This window comes from Acidithrix sp. C25, from assembly GCF_904848545.2.
The window spans coordinates 841,386-860,421 of the sequence record NZ_CAJHCI020000001.1 but is presented as its reverse complement, the minus strand read 5'-3'; the positions used below and the strand labels follow the sequence as shown (position 1 = coordinate 860,421).

Annotated in this window: 10 protein-coding genes and 1 pseudogene; 4 read left to right on the top strand and 7 right to left on the bottom strand. The window is 46.3% G+C overall.

The genetic code is table 11. The features are described from left to right. Positions 1-133 precede the first annotated feature (133 nt). Complete coding sequence (locus ACIDITHRIX25_RS90265; RefSeq protein ID WP_502756198.1) at positions 134-916, bottom strand: GIY-YIG domain-containing protein; 783 nt, start codon at positions 914-916, stop codon at positions 134-136. A gap of 246 nt (positions 917-1,162) precedes the next feature. Here ACIDITHRIX25_RS90265 and ACIDITHRIX25_RS90260 point away from each other — a divergent pair, with 246 nt between their 5' ends. Continuing rightward, positions 1,163-1,375: a hypothetical protein gene (locus ACIDITHRIX25_RS90260; protein WP_201732567.1), complete on the top strand. Its 213-nt coding sequence runs from the start codon at positions 1,163-1,165 to the stop codon at positions 1,373-1,375. 95 nt (positions 1,376-1,470) lie between these two features. Here ACIDITHRIX25_RS90260 and ACIDITHRIX25_RS90255 read toward each other — a convergent pair. The 5 genes and pseudogenes from ACIDITHRIX25_RS90255 to ACIDITHRIX25_RS90235 all read right to left on the bottom strand — a co-directional run. Further along, a pseudogene (locus tag ACIDITHRIX25_RS90255) lies at positions 1,471-1,575 on the bottom strand (helix-turn-helix domain-containing protein); the annotation flags it as partial. 77 nt (positions 1,576-1,652) lie between these two features. Further along, positions 1,653-1,817 carry a helix-turn-helix domain-containing protein gene (locus ACIDITHRIX25_RS90250; RefSeq protein ID WP_201732565.1) on the bottom strand — a complete coding sequence of 55 codons (165 nt, stop codon included), beginning with the start codon at positions 1,815-1,817 and terminating at the stop codon, positions 1,653-1,655. Positions 1,818-2,082: 265 nt separating this feature from the next. After that, entirely contained in the window at positions 2,083-4,176 is a 2,094-nt protein-coding gene (locus ACIDITHRIX25_RS90245; RefSeq protein ID WP_201732564.1) for a DUF262 and DUF1524 domain-containing protein, read from the bottom strand. Between the two features lie 63 nt (positions 4,177-4,239). Continuing rightward, positions 4,240-4,824, bottom strand: a complete 585-nt coding sequence (locus ACIDITHRIX25_RS90240) for a hypothetical protein (RefSeq protein ID WP_201732563.1) — start codon at positions 4,822-4,824, stop codon at positions 4,240-4,242. Positions 4,825-4,911: 87 nt separating this feature from the next. Further along, positions 4,912-5,223 (bottom strand): hypothetical protein, encoded by a 312-nt coding sequence (locus ACIDITHRIX25_RS90235; RefSeq protein ID WP_201732562.1) that lies wholly within the window; start codon positions 5,221-5,223, stop codon positions 4,912-4,914. Positions 5,224-5,668: 445 nt separating this feature from the next. Between ACIDITHRIX25_RS90235 and ACIDITHRIX25_RS90230 the strand changes: the two genes are divergently transcribed. Genes ACIDITHRIX25_RS90230 through ACIDITHRIX25_RS90220 form a run of 3 tightly spaced genes read left to right on the top strand, consistent with a single transcriptional unit; the run spans position 5,669 to position 16,680 of the window. Next, a complete protein-coding gene (locus ACIDITHRIX25_RS90230) occupies positions 5,669-9,640 on the top strand; it encodes a serine/threonine-protein kinase (RefSeq protein ID WP_201732561.1) in 3,972 nt (1,323 codons plus the stop codon). Position 9,641: 1 nt separating this feature from the next. Then, positions 9,642-11,477: a methylation-associated defense system protein MAD7 family protein gene (locus tag ACIDITHRIX25_RS90225; protein ID WP_201732560.1), complete on the top strand. Its 1,836-nt coding sequence runs from the start codon at positions 9,642-9,644 to the stop codon at positions 11,475-11,477. Positions 11,478-11,499: 22 nt separating this feature from the next. Continuing rightward, positions 11,500-16,680 (top strand): ATP-binding protein, encoded by a 5,181-nt coding sequence (locus tag ACIDITHRIX25_RS90220; protein WP_201732559.1) that lies wholly within the window; start codon positions 11,500-11,502, stop codon positions 16,678-16,680. Positions 16,681-16,734: 54 nt separating this feature from the next. On the opposite strand, the gene ACIDITHRIX25_RS90215 is transcribed toward ACIDITHRIX25_RS90220, so the two are convergent. Continuing rightward, a complete protein-coding gene (locus tag ACIDITHRIX25_RS90215) occupies positions 16,735-19,014 on the bottom strand; it encodes a UvrD-helicase domain-containing protein (protein WP_201732558.1) in 2,280 nt (759 codons plus the stop codon). Positions 19,015-19,036 lie beyond the last annotated feature (22 nt).

Below are 19,036 nucleotides of genomic sequence, written 5' to 3'. Positions count from 1 at the left end.
ACTCGCTCTCGTAAGGAGATATACGGGATACTGTGCAATAATCCAGAAGTTGGATTTAGGAAGTTGAATAATAGGGATCGATCTTCGCGTCAAGGCCTCAGCTAGAACAGGAATATCATGCGATCGGCTAAATTCAGTCAATGTACCTCGAACCCTTCCAGTTAGATGGGGCAAGCGAGAATGTAGGCATGGGGCCACCACTTTGATTTACATTGACTAAGCCATCTATAACTCTTATAAATTGCGAAGAAACGGGTTCATGCAAGTGAGCAATATTCCAAAGACCGTTCGAAGCAATCTGCTTGTTTGAGGAAAAGTTACCCAACCAACTGCCGCTAGGACGATCATATGGATCCCAGCCGAGTAACGCAACTGCATTCTGTACTATGAACGCTCGATCACTCTCTCTAGTTGCTCTATCGTGAACCGGAAGCACTAGGATCCTCATCTCGTTGATAACCCTAGAAACTTCTTCTTCGAGATCCATTTCGTGGTTTCTCACATCCTTAGAGGGGACCTTTCCACCCCTTCCCCAAGTAGTCATTGCTAACTCCCACTTCTTAGGGTCTTGTCCCCCAATGGCGTCTCCGATGTATTGACGAAGGATGCTCGACCTATGTGAACCCTTGAGTGTTTTAGGACCAGCATGTGTTCTAAGGCGATCCTTGAGCTTCGCCTTAGAACCGTCGCTAACTCTGTGTGATCCAATATTTACAACCCGTAATATATCTCCGCATCGGCGCAGTTCACTATCTTCGAATAAGAAGTGAACTCCAGCCTCAGGAAGATCACCTTCAAGCAGCTGTTGAAGTGTTGGAAGGTTATCGGAGTTGAGATTTCGCTCACTATTTAGTAGTCGTAGGAGCACGTAGAACTCCTCAACAGCGGTCCTTAATTGTGAATGCGGCAGTTTCATTGGCGAAAGGATGGCAACTGAAATGAACGGATTCGCACCGATGGCTAAATTTGGTAGACACCTAACAACTTTCCATAGGATATTGCAATGGAGGGGTCACAATTGCCATAAATGAGAAGAAATTCACTTTGGAGTTCAAGAGCAGCGAATGAAGCAACTAATTATGGTGGCAATCCATAAGAGTTAGCTCTAGGGCTCATCGATGAAGTGTCTCCTTTTTCTTCTTTGCCACTTTGATCCCAGGGGATGACAAGTGGTGTGACCTACCGCAGTTATCGAGCAAGTTCCCTGCGTAGCTCTGAGGTTGCTAATCACATAGAGGAACAGATAGCTGTCTCTCGTGACCAAGTTGCATACGCAGCACCACTTAGAACTCTATTTCTGAGACGCGGAGCGATTTCGTCGGTTGACCAGAGCTTTCAAAGATCACTCGTGATACGTTTCGCTAGTGGTGCGTAGCTCAGCTTCTGCTGCTTCGGTCGCTTAGCACATTCGAAAAGCGCAGCCAGTGTGCTTTCCAGACCCGCATAGTTTAAGTTATCTCCGTCGACACCAACCTCTCGTGAGATGGTGGAGGGGGAACGACTAAGTTGACGGGCAATAGCACTTAGAGAATCACCACGGCTCAGACCACAAAGGATCTCATTGCATACAGAGATGGTGTGTCCACCACGGGTGTGGAACCCATATAACTTCTCGAGCTTCTCGGGCCTGGCCACGCAACATGACGTCAATGTCAGAAGTGACCACAACCAATCTGTTTAGCGATAGCTCGTAAGCTCCAACCTTCGCTCCGAAGACGCCGAGCGATTGCTCGTTGTTCGATATTCAAATGGGCGGTCAATGCAACTCCTCTGGTTGAAATAAGTACCAGTGGATTCTTCTCGACCGTTGCGCTCACCCCCCTGAACCCAAACACTTCAACCTTCGCCCGAAAACACTTCGGCCAAACCTTCATTCCCAGGTTGACATGTAAACATTGAGTCGGAGCTAAAGTAACTGACCACACAGCTACCGTCGTCAGCAGTAAACGCAAGGGCCAAATCGCTCGAAACCTAATGCCCCTTAGATGCGGACACTCCTGGAGTAGGAAGCTGAAAGCTTATCGTAGGATAGCGAAACCGAACTAACGGCTCGTATCACTTGTGTTAGTAAGCAAAAGTCTTTCATAGCTGCATCTCAAGTGCCTGCCGCACAAGTCCCATAACGTATGGCAATTCACCTTCGGCCTCAAGGGCGACTTCAACGTCTCCATTGCCGTTGTGACCAACACCGCTCACGTCGCGACAAACGCCACGCGGATCATTAACTTCGTGCAACTCCAAATTCAGAAAAATCACCAAACGATTGAAACGAGGCACGACATCCACAAAGTTAGTCTCGGCTTTGTAAGCGATATACGATTTCAAAACTTCCTCTATAACACAGGGGTCAAGAGCCAAGACCTCCCGCCGAAAAATATCAAATAGTGCGCGTGTATTGCCACTAAAGGGGAAATCATTTATAGCGACATTATGGACGCTCATCGGTAGCTTTAGCGAATCAGGTTCAACCGTACTCGCAGGAAGAATGGGAAATTCCCAAACTTTGACTGCCAAATCAGCGAGCCTTCCAGCCCTCGCCTTAATGGCATTCTCGTCCCAATGATCGAGGTAGCGAATATCCGCATTAAGTTTGATGGGGCTTTGGGCAAAGCCTCCACTCATATCCCGCTTCTGTAGAAATGGCCGATCACTGTACTCAGAGTTATAGCCCGTAAGAGTTAGGTTTCCAAGCGTATGCAACCACTTTTGCTGAATTACTTTCCAATCTATACCCAGGTCATCAATCCATTCAGTTGAAAGGTTTTCATTCTGTGGAAGGATATGTTCGATGGTGTAGGAGTCAACTAAAACTGGCTCTTTAGAACCATCGTTTTCAATACGACGCAGCCAATAACTACGATTTCGAAAATTATACAGGTCTCGTGTTTGAAAATCGCGGTGAAACTCCTCGCTATTTGGGAAGCGACGATATGACGGCATCGCCAGAAATTGCGCCTTGACACTCTCGAGATAGCGCTCTTTATTCAGCGACTTTGCTAATGTAGCAAAGGACTTGTTCATGGAGTTAGTTGGAATCGAGCAAACATTACGGCGAAATACATATGACTCAACCAAACGGACAATCTCTACGAGGTCACTCTTAGCAAGTATTCCCGCTTGGTAATCGTGGTACAATTCCAATAAAAATGGATAGGCTACATCCACTTTTAATTCACGAAAGTCGTGGAATGCCTTAGCGAGATCGGATTCATTCTCGGTGCCTAGGGCCATTGCACAAAAATAATTGGCGTACGAGCGAATATCACTTACCAGAGTAGGCACACCCATCTTTGAGATTTGAGGCGAGCGAGCGTAAGTCTTGAAAACTTCATAGACCTTATCTTGACGTGGAATGTTGCCAGTCTTTACAGTCAGAAAGTGACGCATGAAACCGTCGAAATAAAGGTCGTATGCTTCCTGACCAAAGTCGACCTCAATTTGACGCCAATAGAGGTCATAAAGATATTTTTGGAGTTGCGGCTTGACGCCCATAAGTAAGAAATTGCGAATTAGGTCAGCTTGACTCAACTCGCGTCCTGTGGAGTTCATGCTTTCAAAGATAAGCTGGGGATTATCATGGCCATGGCTTAGACCAATTTCAACAACCATCAATTTTGTCAAGCCCTTTATTACCGATCGAAGTTCTCCCTTCATCTCAGAAAGCTTCGTTTCGAAGAATTCAAAGTTTCTAGAAACTTTTATGGAGTAATCATTTGGAAGTTGAATACCTTTAATTACGGCTATCAATGTGGCCTTATCGGTTTGAGTCAAGATCAGCTTGAAATGCCGTTCCCCAGATTCTTCAGGATTAACTAAATAATAATTTCGAAGCTTCGACGGGGTGAAGTCACTCAGCAATTCATCATCGTGGAGATTAGTCATCTCTGAAACCTTTGCCAAAGCAGCAATGAGTAGTGTGATGGTGGTAAGACGTTGTTGACCGTCGATTACCAAAACGGGCGAAAATCCCGCGAGGGTGTTATCGTCATCTTCAATATAAACAAGTGAACCAATGAAGTGACCCGAGTCGGTCTCGCTGTCTCCGGCACGAATTATATCTTCAAGCAGCTGTTGGCATTCACGTTCAGTCCATGAATACATTCTTTGATAAATCGGTATCTGCAGCTGCTCGACTTTTTTGAGAAATTTGAGCAGTTGAGCCTCTTTCGCCTTCATCAGAAACCTTTTCGATCGTTATACCGTTCCAACCAATTCATTGATCAATAACAGTGAATAAAGCTATTTACCAAGATCGTAGGACGCGGAACTCGTAATTACGTCCAAGAAAATTGGCAGTTGTTCTTGCAAGGTACGATTCAACTCGAGCGTAACTAAAAGATCGAATCTCGCAAAATACAAGCCAACGGTGGAAATCTTCATTCCCACGTGTTGCGCCATTGCGGCATATCCCAGGACTTGGGCCCAATCAAGATGCTTATAGCTCAGCTTGGAATAAGTCTTGAAATCAATCAGGTGATCATCGTAAATAAGATCAGCATCTGCTCCCTTTACTACTTCACTCAAATTACCAAAGTTTGGATTCAGCCAAGCATGTTCAATCTCGGTTGAGTGAGCAAAGGATTCGAAGTAACACGCCAGTTGTTCAACGTTGGACGCTAGGGCACTGCCAGTAACCGTAGAATTTTGCGAGAAATACCGGTAACCTTTCGAAGTACCTTCAGCCTGGAGTTGATGCAATGCGTAGTCAAGTACGTAAGGCGATCCTGTTCTGTAGAAAGAATCTAGCTCTGCAAGGAATAGTGCGGCGTTCGAATACTCGCGCAAGAAACCAGATCCTGAAGCAAAACTCGCTTGTATGCTCATTGCTCGCTGCCATTGGAAATTCAAGAGCGACAGGACAGCCGTATCATTCTTGTAGACGAGCGCGAGGCCTTTTTCCCTCTCTTCGCGTTACAAATCTGATGAGCGCATAATGTTGGCGCGAAGATTTTCACGTAACTTATCGGTATGACGAGCGTTATTAGTCCAGTTGATGGAAAGGTTTGATCGAATCGAATCAGCTATAACTTTTGCATCCTCCGAATGCGCTACCACGTCAATGAGCATGGCGAGGCCGAGTTCACAGGCCAAAGGATAATTAGTTATTCTTTCAGCACCAACCGTTCGTTCAATTTGCGCACGTGCTACATAGTCAAATGCGGTACCCACTTTTCCGCTTTCAAAGGATTCACCAATTCTGGAACCTTGATCTCGGAATTCCAAACTGCCAGCGCCATGGGATATCCGTTACGATCGGTTAGTTGACTTTTGAGGCTACTGAAGAAGTTGCGAACCTCTGCATCTCCATTCAAGATACGACTGAGCGACATCTATCTCCCCCATGTTCTGTTATCGGGACAAAGATCAACTTAGCTGTCTTATAATTCATCTAAAGCAACTACTGCCATCGAGACGGCCACCTAGATCCAAAATCGAACATGTAAATCTCGATCCCATGGTTGGTGACGAAATCAGCAACGAAATTGATGGTGACCACGAGGCGGTAGAACTGGATTTGAGCGTCAAATTCAATTGGGGGAACGGATCGATGGGATCATTTGATCCACATTTAACGAGTGCTATTCCATCCAATCCCCGCTGATAATAATCAAAGGCCGTCGTATATTTCCAACTTAGGCAAACACTCGAATGATAGGATTTCGAAACGATGAACTTCTATTACAACTTTTATGATCAAGCTAACGACTCTGAGGGACGAGCTTTTCGAACATTAGCGGAAGCACTAGAAACCGACTCCAAAGAGCGTGGGGTTAACTGGACCGTATTTTTCAATCATGAACTCAACAGGACGCCTAGTAGTCACGACGTTCAAAACGTCGACATGGTGATTATAAGTGAATGTGGTCTTTGGATTTGTGAGCTGAAAAGTTTCAGCGAGTACACGATGAGGACAGACGATGACTTAGTCGCTAAAGCAGTAAACCAGACCATAAGCATGGGACGTATTGCGAAAGGAATGGTCGATAACGCACTTAGGTCACTTGGCCAGAAAAGCAATGAATTTTTCAGAGCCCACCTTGTCTTCGCGGCTAATCTCAAATTACTAAACGCAATACACAAGAGTGACCAAATCATCATCACCGACCTACAGAGTCTCGTAAAGGAACTTCGATCAGCATCTAAGGGCAAGTTTAACTCCGCTCAGATTGATAGTATTATTGCTCAATTGAACAGGGGCCCTGTTCCTAAAGTCCCTATCAAGAATGTACGGATTCCGCGATTTCGTGAATTTAAAGCGAACTCTCTCGTGAAAAGTCTATCGCACGACTTTACGCGGATTTTCCGTGCGCAGCAAATCCGCTCGGGCGAGGAAGTACTTCTCTTCGTCTATGATATCGGATATCGTAACGATGTCAAGGATGGCCTTGCGTTAGCGCAACGGGAATCCAATGTTTACATGCATCTTCAAAAGTGCAGGTCCGTCGCCCGTATTGTGAGTCAATTCTCGCAGGCCGACTACCCGGGCGAGATAGCCACATTCGCTATCGCTTCAATGAGGTCCGAACGCTCGTTGGAAGATAAAAGGTCGTATTCTAATCTGAATACGGACGAGCGAATTCTCTTCACCAAGGAGTGCCTAACAGCACTAACGGAGATCCATCAGACAAAAGTGCCTTCGAACCCAAATGTTAGGGTGTTGCATAGGAACCTATCACCTAAAAGTATTTACATCAGCACCGAGGGTCTCTTCCCTGTAATCTACGACTTTGCACTAGCCGGTCTAGATCCAAACAGTACGGTCGTTAGCATTCAGCCAAGCGAAGTCTTGGAAGGATCGTATGCACCATCTACATATTTGGCACCGATCATTCGAGAAGTAGGCCTTCTAGCGGCATCCGATCGAACTGATAACTATGCGATGGCGAAAATACTGCTAGACACGGTCTTGAAGCAGGGAACCGAAACCGGTGACGAAAAACTTGAATTGGCCCGGATGGCCCTTCAGCAACTTTGCAACGACGCCACATATCAAGATGCGAATATTGACCTAGTCATCAAAGACCTCTCGGCACTGGCTGAAGCAAAATCGTCTCCCGCTCCACCATCCTACATTAATGACCCCGTAGACCTATGGGACAACGGTACAGTCGTTGCTCTAAAGAGCAAGCCTTCGCAAAGGTACAAAATCGTAGCACGCTTGGGACATGGCTCCGAATACATATCGTTCCGCGCAAATGCCGAAACAGAAAAGGCTTCGATCCAGCGAAGCGTGGTTTTGCGAGTTCCTCACCACGCGTCCCAAGACTCTAGAAGTCTGACAGCCTATCGAAAAGCGTCGCTTTTAGACATCGAAGGTCTACAACGAATAAACGAGGTTGAGGAACACCAAGATCCAAGCGCTGTTGCGGTAATTAGCAGCTATGTCGACGGATTTCCGCTAATCGACGTTCCCGAGATCTGGTCAGATATTGCCGCCGATGCAAAGGTGTCATTTGAAAACCTAGTGATCACTTGGCTGAAGTTCGGACTTAAAGCTCTCAAAGAGCTTTCCCGTCAAAATCTCGTACTGCGAGACGTAAGCCAACAAAACATTATCGTCAACAACAAATCTGCCACCTTCATTGACCTTTCGGCGATCGACGATTCTCCTTCAATTCCAGATCATTTGACCCCTGCAAACTACATACTTCGGGAGGACAGTGACGGTACTTATCTGCCAGTCGACGACTTCAACAGTTTTATCTCGAGCTACAAGAAATTGCTTGATGAAATATTTCCGTATCTTCAAGAAAGCACCAACGAACTTACTATCGAGAGTGCAAAACCGAAACTCTTCGCACTCTACAGGTCTATTACCCAGTCAATTTCGCTGACTATCGATAGTTACGAAGCGTGCTTGAATCAACTTATAGTTGAACTGGACGAAATTGCGAGTGCGAAGTACGAACCTAACAACGACCATCTAATGAATCTGCTCAGCTTCTATCCGGGTTCAAGATTCGGTAATAGCGAAACACGAGGCATAGATGAAGAGATTTCGAGACAAACTTACGTTCCCACGCGGTTAGATGATGAGCTATATGAAAAGGTAACAAGTGGCGAAAAAAATTTAGTTATCCTGCTTGGCAACGCAGGTGACGGAAAGACCGCCGTACTGCAGCACCTACTAAAAGAGATATACGGAGAGGACCGAAACTTTAACTCGCGAGACCGTATCTTCATTGGCGAACTTGACAGCAACAGAGAATTGTACGTGAATTTCGATGGTTCAGCATCCCATAAAGGCAGGTCGGCACAGGAGCTATTGAAGGAGCTTTTTGAACCCTTTAGCAAAGGTGCTCAGCCGTACACTGGAATCAGAATAGTAGCAATTAATTCGGGCCCACTTTACACTTGGGTCGAACATAATCGGGACGAACCCGAGTTCGCAGATCTTGCCGTGTACATCCAAGAGTACCTCGAAAACGGCCAAACAAACTCGTCATCGGACTTTGATAGCTTCACTTGGATCGTCGATCTAAACGAAAGATCGCTAGTTGGTTCTATCCATAAAGGTCGTAACGACTCAAGTATTCTAAGCGAAATGATCAAGCAAATGGTTGATCCTATTAATGGAGACGACAAATGGGATGCATGTAGAGAATGCAGCGCACAAAGCAGATGTACAGCTTTCAACTCCGTTCAAACCCTGCGTGGTCAAACCGATAAAAATGGCGATATCGTCGTTCGAAAGATAGAGGAGATAGCGAGGATCGTTCACCTTAGAGGTAAGTTTCACATAACCACAAGAGTTCTAAAAGGTTGGCTCAGTTTCGTTCTCTTTGGAACCTATTCTTGCAAAGAATTGCAGTCCAACGAAGAACTCATTCCATCTCCGATGGCGGAAAGGCTCTTTGGTGTCGTCAATGAAGTCGGGAAGGCTATCCGATATCCGAGTGAGACTGTTCAAGGCGAGATCTTCGAAGAGGTCAAGCTGCTCGATCCAGGATTAGTTCCCAAGCCGATTTTAGATAGAGGTGCACGGTTCGAAGAGAAAATTGAGAGCTACAGGCGCGCAGAGTTCCTTTACCCGAGATTTAGCGAGATTGGATTAACCTACGAATTGTCGGGGTCCATAGAGGCGTCGCTCTATCAGAAGATGGTTAGGGCCATAGTTGATCGCGATCACTCAGCCATTCAATATTTCCTTAAACTACTCCTAGAGGGACTCGCCCGAATCGACGATCTTCCGAGTAAGGCTTTTAGGGACCAGAGGTACATTCCACTTAGAATCGACACCGTAAATCCAATTGAATTGGTCATTTGGTCCGAGATAGCCATTGACGAATTCGATCTATCACTCGGTAATATGGCCGATGTTCAAAGCGATTCTTCCTTAGAAAAATTACCCAATAAAGTTATACTCAGACACCGTTATTCGGATCGGTCGACAACTTCCACCCTTACTGTCGACTTAGAAACTTTTACGAATCTTAGGAATGCCCAACGACGTCTTCACCTTCCTCCGACGAGCGGGGGCGGGGGGTCATTGACGAATCTCAGGATCTTCCTCCGACAGCTACAGATGCACGAGATCAAAGAGTTATTCGTTCTAGACAACGAGGATAGTGAAAAGGTATTCAAAGTATCCACGCAACTAAAAAACGAAGTTACACAACTGAAGATGGTCGAGGTTTAATATGGTAGTTTCCAAGGACATCCGCACTAATCTACGCGATAGCCTCGGCAGAAAGCTTGAGAGAGCAGTGTGGTCGTCAAACGCTGATTCACTTCTTCCAATTCAATTCAACTATGTTGACCTAAAAGCCGTTGTACCGGCAGTACTTTACATTCTTCGTTTTGGAGCGCGACCTGGAAAAGGCTACTTCACAACCTCATTTGTCACAAAAGGGGATTCGAGCGGGAGAAAGGACAAGGTAACTGCTAATGATATCGCTGATCTGCTCCTTGCCGATGAGAATCGAGCCTACTTCTCTGTTGAAGTCGATGAAAAGGTTGCCCACAGGGTGATTTCGAATGCCCTATCCGGACTGGTATTTCAGAACACCAAAAATAGGCGCGGAACTAACCACGCGATCATTCGAACTCTTCCCAATCACTTCATGTCCGCCAAATTTGACCTTCCGGAGCGAGTTTCCCATCTTCGAGGGATCCCAGAAATCACGGTATCGGCGATAGTGGGCGATAGCCGAAAACCAAGTCGACCATTTATAAAAAACGCCCTTCAAATGACGAGCTCGAAAGAGTCATTTAACAACTATGGCTCAAATTTACTTTTAGCAAAATTTGCCCGGGCGATAAAGGTAGACGAGAGTAGGTCCGCTGCTAACACCGGAAATCCTCGCGAAGATATCGATGAAGCAGAAGCTATCGATCTAGAGATAGATCAACTCCTTCAGGTAAGGGTCGCACAGTGTTTAAGTGGTTTCCCGAATAAGCAGACATCAAATGGTAAGACCTTTGAGCCGTTTTCAGTAGTGACTGAACGCCAGTGGCGAATCTTTTCAGAAGACCTCCGCCACTTCATACGGTACTTCTCTAAGAATCTCAGCCGAAATGAATTCACCGCCGCACTTGAGATGATGATCGGCGTCAACCTCTTTGCGATGCTCAATTCGTACATCAAAATAATGAATACATGGGCGATGAGCGGCGAGGTACTAAGCCACGACGATCAAGCTCCTTACCCAGTCTTTATTGATTGCTCAGGTGGAGACAACAGAACCATCCGATTACTTGCCGAAAATTCTTGGGAGAACCTCTCGCGAAAGATTGCATCTGCAACGACGGCGATAAAGGGCTTCCAATTCATCGAACACCTCCTTGGCGAAGTTGGTGGTGGAAGCAAATTGAAACGAGACGACGACAATTTCAGTGAAAAGACCCCGAGAGAGAAACTTGAAGCCGCGGGCGAAGTTCTCACAAACAATAACCACAGGGTCAATACCTATATCGAAATGAGAATGGATCAATTCCTCGACTCAGTTTCGAATGAAACGATCGGTGAACCTCTAGGAAGTTTATATCGGATGGAGGAGCACATAGCCTTAGGCGCAGGACGAGTTGTAGCCGACCTAATGGGCACGACGCCTACGGTTCAAAGGATGATTGGCGCAATGAAGGACCTCCTACATGAAGGCGAAGGGCCGACTGCATCCATGATTATATGGCGACAAACCCGCAATAAAGGTAACGGCAACTCGAAGAGCAAGGTAGCACGCGAAGTAGTTGCATCGGACATCTTCTTGGAAACATTTGTACATCGACTACTGATTGACCCAAATAGTGGTATTCCTCGAACTCTAACTGTCAGAAGGTTTATCGATGAGATAGCGAGTCGTTACGGACTAAGCATCGACGCAGACCCTGCTGCAAACAGTTATTTGCTCACTGAAAATAGAGGTTACCTCGAAGAGCGATTACGAGCACTCGGTCTATTAGTAGGTGTAAACGACTCTGAAAATATGAAGATTCTGCGCCCAAGGTTTCCCCTCGACGATGCGCTTGAGCGATAGATCTGGCTAGGTGAGAATTTAGATGAAGGAATCCAAGTTGAACGTTGCAAGTCTTACTGATACCGTTATAAGGTTGGCGGATACCGCCGAAAAGGGCGCCGTTGCATACCTACGCACCAGCGAACCCACACTAATCAATCGGCTATGTCTCGAGCTATCCGCGACTAAAGGTAATCGCGTTAGGGATTGGAATCTTTTTGTTGTCGACGATACCCCTGACCAACGGAGTTCCTTTGTAATTCTGGGAGATGAAGCCGTAGAGCTGCGTGAGACAAAGGATCAAGCTCTAATTTTCATTATAAATGACAAGCACCAAGAGAGCGGATTGGATGGTATCTTCTCCGCAGGACGAGAGATTTCCGAAGTTGACCTTATTGATGAGTATCGTAAAGCATTACTCGATATATCTCCTCTGAAGGGATACTTACACCACGTAGATCTCGCATCCAAGTATTCAAAGGAGGTCGCCATTGCCGTCGGCCGACTTGAAGTTGTAGAGCTCATAGAGCATTCGGGTAGTCTCTCACAATTCTTAGAGAATCTGTGGCGTATCGGACTATGGCCAATTGCCGGTGACACGCCCACCAACTTGGTCGATCGGTATTTGGAGATATCTAAAGCACTTGTCAAAGACCTATTACGGGTTAGCTCAAACTCTGCGATGCCGACAGATCGTCTCAGATCCCTAGATATCATTCCCAACGGTAATGAAGAAGACCTTTTGCTGGTTTCGAAGTTTATTTCCGAGTGCGACAAAGGTCGAATGCAGGATGTTTTTATCAACAACCCTCTCGATGACAAATTTTTCGTCGGTAACTGGAAGCTCGAGCTTGTCGAACAAGAAGAAGTGAGCGAGATATTCATAGAAGCTTGGCGCGGCAACAACGGTAAGGCGACCCCATGGTCAGGATTATCCCAGGATGGTAACGGCGAACTCGAATACATAATAAACGCCGAGGATAACAGTACCTCGAAGGATCTCACCGTTCGGTGGACGACAACACCAAAGACCATTAGAAAAGGCGGAGTTCTCTTCAATGTCGAGCTATTTGTTGGCGACGAGTCAAAGGCCAACTGGGAAGTACTGAGCAGTGGAAAAAATCGAAACGACTTCAAAATCAGAGCAGATGTCTTTGAGATCGAAGCTGGCGATAATTTCGATGCGCGCGTGGTAGTTTCGTTTCGCGATACAATTCGAGAAGAGACCGAGACCTTCATCGTAAGAGATGGAGATTCCACTAAAAAGAGCGGTACATCGTCGAATCGGACTTACCGAACGATCAGTGAATTTTTGCTAGAAGCAGAAAACTCCGATGCATTTACAGATGCACTGAAAGAACCATCTGCGATCGCAACGCTCGGCGAGCGCGAGATCGTCCTACTTTACCGCGACTCAAAGAAGCCTATAAAAGGGAAAATTAAATTACCCTGGGGATGGAGGCGATGTTGGCAACTTCTTGAACAAAATGACTTTAATCTCGGAAAGTTCACGATGCTAATGAGTGCGGCGGGCAAACTTCTCCCATCATCGCTCGAATTTAGACCTATCGAACTCGATGAGGTCAATAAGGTCGATTCTTCGATCTGGAATGCAGTGGTCAAAAGGCTTCGATCAGCTGACAACGTATATGGTTGCCACTTAGCCGATAGCCAAGAGGCAATAAATAGATTTGCGAACCTATGGAAGGAAGGCGTCGAGAAAGACGCCGATGATCTGGCCCTCGTCAACACAATCTCAGTTCTCGACGAATCAGGCCGTATCAAAGCGCTGATACTCCTACCGGAAAGCCCAATTAGGCTCTTATTTAGAGTCTACTACGACCAATTTATCGAATTTCTCTCGCGGGAGGGAAAGGGAAGTGAGCTCAAATCTATCTACGAATCGGTAAGCGGAAATGGCTTCCCGATCGTATTTCCTACTTTCGATCAAAACTCGCCATATGGAGTTATGCGCTCGTGCGAAGCCTTGGACATCAATACGCAATTACTGGTAGCTCCTGATATAACTGACGATAGTTCTCTACCGACGCAGATACGGCGATACTGGTATTCCGACGACCAAGATAACTTTGAAGCAGTCGCTGACAGCATGTGGCAGGCCGAACAGATATCAAAGGAGATAGCCGCGACGCGATCTGTTCAAACCAACGAAGAAAATCAGTCTTCGTTGGTTGACCTCACCTTACTCGCGTCCTTTGGGGGCGGCGACGGTGGAACCCTCCTAACTGCATTAACAATGTCTCGAGAAGGCAAGGGAGTATCAAATCCGAAACAAATTGAGCCGGATGAAACGACGCCTTCATTTTCGCTGGGCATGTTTCCTTCAATCGCACGCAAAGATTTGGCTAACGAATCGATGGAGCTCGACTCTATTGCGGGAAAATTCGAAGATCTATGGGAGTTGGCTAGGAAAAGCAAAAATGAAGTTCCACAAAAATATCGGTGGATCTTTGAGAGACCTAGCCGAAACACGAGGAATCCGGGCTTTAGCCTTACATGGAGAAAGGGTGATCTAAAAGAAAACCCGAATGAACTCGGTGGAGGGAGCACCGAACTATATCACTTAGCGATATTTTTTTCTGTCGGGAGTAACGCTGCATTCGCCTTGGAAGCCAAAGAGATGAAAATCAACCGTCCGAGGTCACTTCTATATGGTCTAGTTCGAACTTGGGATACGCAGAGGATTGCCACCGACGGCAAAATAATAACAGCCACATTTTACGACGATCTTTCGAACGCAGAAAGATTCGATAACCGTCGAACAAAAAATAACCTAGCGGACGTACTAGGCACCCTAGAAGAAAAAGTAAGGGAACGAATCGGCGGCAACGGGGAGACAATTACGTTCGTAAAGACTATCTCCGACCAAGAGCAAAACTTTATCATCGATGCACATCGATACGCCGAAAAAGTTGTAATACTCGACTCAGGGGCCATGGAAGTCTACCGTAGTAGGGGAGTAACGAATGGCGAATATCTAATAGGAGAGACTATCGCAAATGGAGCCACGGTTGTACAGTCATCCATCTCAGCAGTTCGAACGTCATCATTGCTTGCAATTGGCTACAAGCCTTCAATGGATTCATGCGAGGTCGCCAACAACGCCGAGAGCGCTGTACGATTCACCATCGCGGCCCTCCAAGAAATTCCCGGAAGTTCTCAGATCTATTACACTGACAGAAACGACCGATCTGATCCGGCGCTCAGCTTCGTCCTAGGATACACCGCCACTGTTCAAGATAAATCGATCGTTGGAGCTACAGCGAACGAGGCAGCAGTGTTAATCCCGCTAATCGATCTTCCAAATTCGATGAGAAGCAACTTGAGTCAAAATTTAGTTGAAACGTCTTTTGCCGTTCTTCGCATAAAGGGCAATGCAATCTATCTTGGATTGACACTTTCGGCGACTGAGAAGACGTTCGCTAGCGGTGCCTCCGCAATACGCGATTTTATGGACGAGTGTCACAGCCTTTGGGGGTCTGTCGTTTCCTTAACCTCTTCCCGGAAGCGTTGGAGCGATAGAGTGGCTCTCGCCAAGGTCATTGAACAGCAAATCGGAAGATCACGATCGGAACAGCTAAGGCCGCAGCATTACAAAACTATTCAGGAAAAGTTGGCGAGCCTTAGACAGTTACAGTGTGACACGATACCGATCGAGTTCGACGACACCTCTATGGATACCGTGATCACAATCGACTTCAGAGTTGGAACAGACTCCGACGTGAACCTTCGCTATATCGAGATAAGTAGTGAACACGTAGTTGATCGGTTTATTCAACGCAGTGCGTTCCAAGATCATCTCTACATCTCTCGCTCCAATGACTTAATTGACGGCGATACATTCGGTGTCACTAATCGCACGGAACTCGAAGTAAGCGACCAAGGCTTCATCGATGATACAGAATTCGAGATCTCTGTGACCAACGAAAACGTTGATTCCACAGCGATTGAAGTCAGTGGATTTACAGAAGACTACCTTGAAAAAGCAAATCGCCTCACAAATCCGATCGATCTAGTTACGATCGATCTAGTTACGATCGAGACGCCAGGTAAGCCAGACGTAGAAATTCAACATTCCGACTTATCTACTTCCGAGCCTTCAACCCTCGAACCCACAAATATAGTTGATGGCGCTGGAGAAATGCCCTTACCACCAATTCACCCCAAAGAGATCTCGATTGAAGTGGGTAGTTCTCGGAGCGGAGAGACTGTAATTTGGCAACCATCCGTCTCCACCAACCCCCACATGATCGTTACGGGATTATCTGGCGTAGGGAAAACTACCTTCATTATGGGCGTGGTGAAGCAGCTGAAGGAGCAAGGTATTGCCCCAATCGTAATCTCTTTCCACCAAGACGTCGATGAGATAATGGAGGGGTTTTTCGGTAACGAGATGAATGTCTCAGACATCAACAATGCCAGCTTCAACCCGCTTTACTTTACGGAATCTGAGTTACAAACCAACCGATACGTCGTCAACGATATCGCAAATGGAGTCAGTGGCATGCTATCTCTTCTATTTCCCAATTTAGGAGATATACAGATTGGTCAATTCAGAGAAGCCATCAAGAAGCAGTATCCCAAGGACTTGGCAAGCGACTTCGATGAGTCGAATCAGCCAACATTGCTCGACGTTTTCAAACGAATGAATCGATCAAGCGACATCGACAAAAATCTTATGACTAGGTTGCGCGATCTATTTAGCTACGAATCTCTGTTTGAAACAAACAGCGGCCGCAGCTTCCTCCACTCTGACCATGCAACAATCATTAAATTGAGCACCATCAATAGTGAGGTTGCCCGTCTCGCCCTTTTAATCTTTTCGATCGATGGAATCTATAGAGAGATGACGCGACGAGGGGTCATGAAGGAGATAACCCATGCCCTAGTTATCGACGAAGCTCACCTGATACGTAACTTTGATCGAATTCCACGCCTTGCACGGGAAGCCCGAAAGTACGGAGTGTCGCTCGTACTCGCATCGCAAAGATTCAATGACTTCGACGACGACGTGACAGCAAACGCAGGAACTGCAGTATTTTTCAAATCAAACGAAGATGATGCGAGAAAGGTTGCTAAGCACATAGAACATAGTGATCAACAAAAAGAGATTATTGACATGGTACGCAGCTTAGAAAATCACCATGCGATATATTACAGCGGTGGAGGCTGGCAAGAGATCATCACTCTGAAGCGGTATTAATTCCGAATTTAAATCGGAGAGATTTTCATAGCCAACCGACTGGGCGACCGGCTACTACAGCTCGCGTGTTACGAAGTGGCGTAGCTTGTCGTCCAGATTACCGTCAACTATGCATACTTTCCTGGTCGCACGAGTTATTGCACGAAAAAGATGCCCCCTGCCTTCGGGGTCGTTTAGCAATCCTGATGCATCCACTACAACCACGTTGTCGAATTCGAGGCCTCGCACATCGATCGTAGTAGTTAGGATAAGTCCAGTTGCAGATGTTTCAAACTCTTCGAGGCGTGTCACGTACCCGACGCCAGCGGCTTTGAATTGACTCCTTAATTTACCGACATTATCAGGCGAAGTGATAACCGCAGTCAGCCCGGAAACTTCGATACTATTACAAAATTCTTCGACGCAACTAACGATGCTTCTTCTATGACCGTACCGAAGGTAATAAACGCCATCGTCATCGAGCTCATTATCGATCAAGTTAGAAAACGAAAGTTTGTTATCGGTTCGACTGATTGCGCTCCGAATAGCTTCCGCCAACATTGATACGCTCCTTGGGACACGAAAAGATAATTCGAGAGATACCTCCTGAGCATCTTGAATATTGAGAAGATCCTTAAGTTCGTCGATACTTTCAACACCCACTCCGCTTGAACTTTGGTTCAAATCTCCGGCTAAAGTAAAGTTGGAATCTGGGATTATTCGTCTAATCAACAAAAGATCTGCTTTACCTAGATCTTGAAACTCCTCGATGATCACGTGACCGAAGTCTTTGAAGCGGATTGATTCTCCATTGACTTCCAAGATCATCGAAAGTAATACCGCCAATTCAGAATTCGAAAAGGGCTCCTTTTGAGAAACTGACCCACCATAGTATTGATCTATTTCCGCATCAGTGAAGTACGGTGCAAGAAAGCTCTTTCCAACTCCGGGTACGCGGAGAAACTCCTTCGCGATTTTAGAAAACCGCTGAATGGGCAGAAATACATTATCCAGCACCCTCTTAGAGCTAATTTCTTCATCCAAATGATCCAAAGAACTCTCGCCAAAGCGATACCGCGTTCGCGTATCACCTTCTGCAATCTTAAAGTGCTCTTGTATTATTTTCTTTAGTAGAATCTGCCCGGATCCAAATGGCTCTTGCGTTACTCTCATTCGTCCAATCAAGAGAGAAATATCTAATTGATCGACCCGGACTAAGGTTCCGCGAACATCCAATTCAATCGATTGCGGCCTAGCGTGACTCCAAATAAAGTCTCTAACCGCGTCATGGAAGCGGGGGTCTAAGTGCATCGATACTTGAAATTCTTTGTCGAATCGTGTACCTTCGAATTTGATAGATTCAAACTCACTGATGACTTGACGATAAAGCTGCTCGAGTGTCAGTACCTGAATGTATCTTTTGCCTTCACTCTGAGTTGATCCATCGACTACCTCCGCCAAATGACTCGAATAGTTTTCAGACGGGGCGAGGACGAGCGTTCGGATGCGCCGATTATTTGCACCATATAGATACATCGCTCTATGAATGGCTACTACGGACTTTCCAGTTCCAGGTCCGCCAGTAACAATCAGCGATTCAGTGCTTTCCGCCGAGACAGCTAGATATTGATCAGGCTGCAATGTATTTACGTGATCACTCATTTTTCCACTACGACGTCTTCGAAGGATCGTGGAGAGAGTCCGTGGTGCGCGCACTTTTCGCCCATTGGATGCATTCGATTGCTGACTACCTGTAACATTCGGTGAGCCGACCACCGAACTTCCCGCAGAATCGTTTTGCCTTAAATGAGCAGATCTGATATCGAGACTAGAATCCTTGATCGGTCTTACCCGAGGTGTGGCTGCGACATTTCGATTCTCGATCTTATTCGGTTTTTTGTCGAAAATCGTTGCACTCCGGGGAGTGGCGTAGTCGAGTCCAAATGGAACCTCTATAGCCGATATTTTGCGCTCTTCAAAGGTGAATGTGGCACTCATTAGAAAGTGGTTTCTTTGTTCGTCCTCAGCAAGGAAGAAGTTCTTCGAGACTGGGGCTCTCCAATCCGCCACCACCACCTTGTTTTCTTTATCCCATACGGTTGTCCTACCAATACGAATCTCGTCGTTTCCGCCGCCGTCGTTGAGAACTACCTTTCCGTATAAAAACTGATCTTCACGAAGGGCTCCATCTATCACCTCCCGTCTATTTTTGCGCTCCTGGTAGAGGTTGGTGTTTGCGTGTTGATTCGCTCCGGCCGTTACCCCCTCCGAGAGATCAGCCTTCGTTTGGGCAGCAAGTCTTCGAACCTTTTCAAGTACAAGGTTCTCTATTCGCAGTAGATCACTATCCTCCAAAACCACTACTCCTACTAGAAGA

Coding starts and splice junctions, on each gene's coding strand:
- ACIDITHRIX25_RS90225 (WP_201732560.1), top strand. CDS start 9,642: ATGGTAGTTTCCAAGGACATCCGCACTAATCTACGCGATAGCCTCGGC.
- ACIDITHRIX25_RS90260 (WP_201732567.1), top strand. CDS start 1,163: ATGACAAGTGGTGTGACCTACCGCAGTTATCGAGCAAGTTCCCTGCGT.
- ACIDITHRIX25_RS90230 (WP_201732561.1), top strand. CDS start 5,669: ATGAACTTCTATTACAACTTTTATGATCAAGCTAACGACTCTGAGGGA.
- ACIDITHRIX25_RS90245 (WP_201732564.1), bottom strand. CDS start 4,176: ATGAAGGCGAAAGAGGCTCAACTGCTCAAATTTCTCAAAAAAGTCGAG.
- ACIDITHRIX25_RS90265 (WP_502756198.1), bottom strand. CDS start 916: ATGAAACTGCCGCATTCACAATTAAGGACCGCTGTTGAGGAGTTCTAC.
- ACIDITHRIX25_RS90220 (WP_201732559.1), top strand. CDS start 11,500: ATGAAGGAATCCAAGTTGAACGTTGCAAGTCTTACTGATACCGTTATA.
- ACIDITHRIX25_RS90240 (WP_201732563.1), bottom strand. CDS start 4,824: ATGAGCATACAAGCGAGTTTTGCTTCAGGATCTGGTTTCTTGCGCGAG.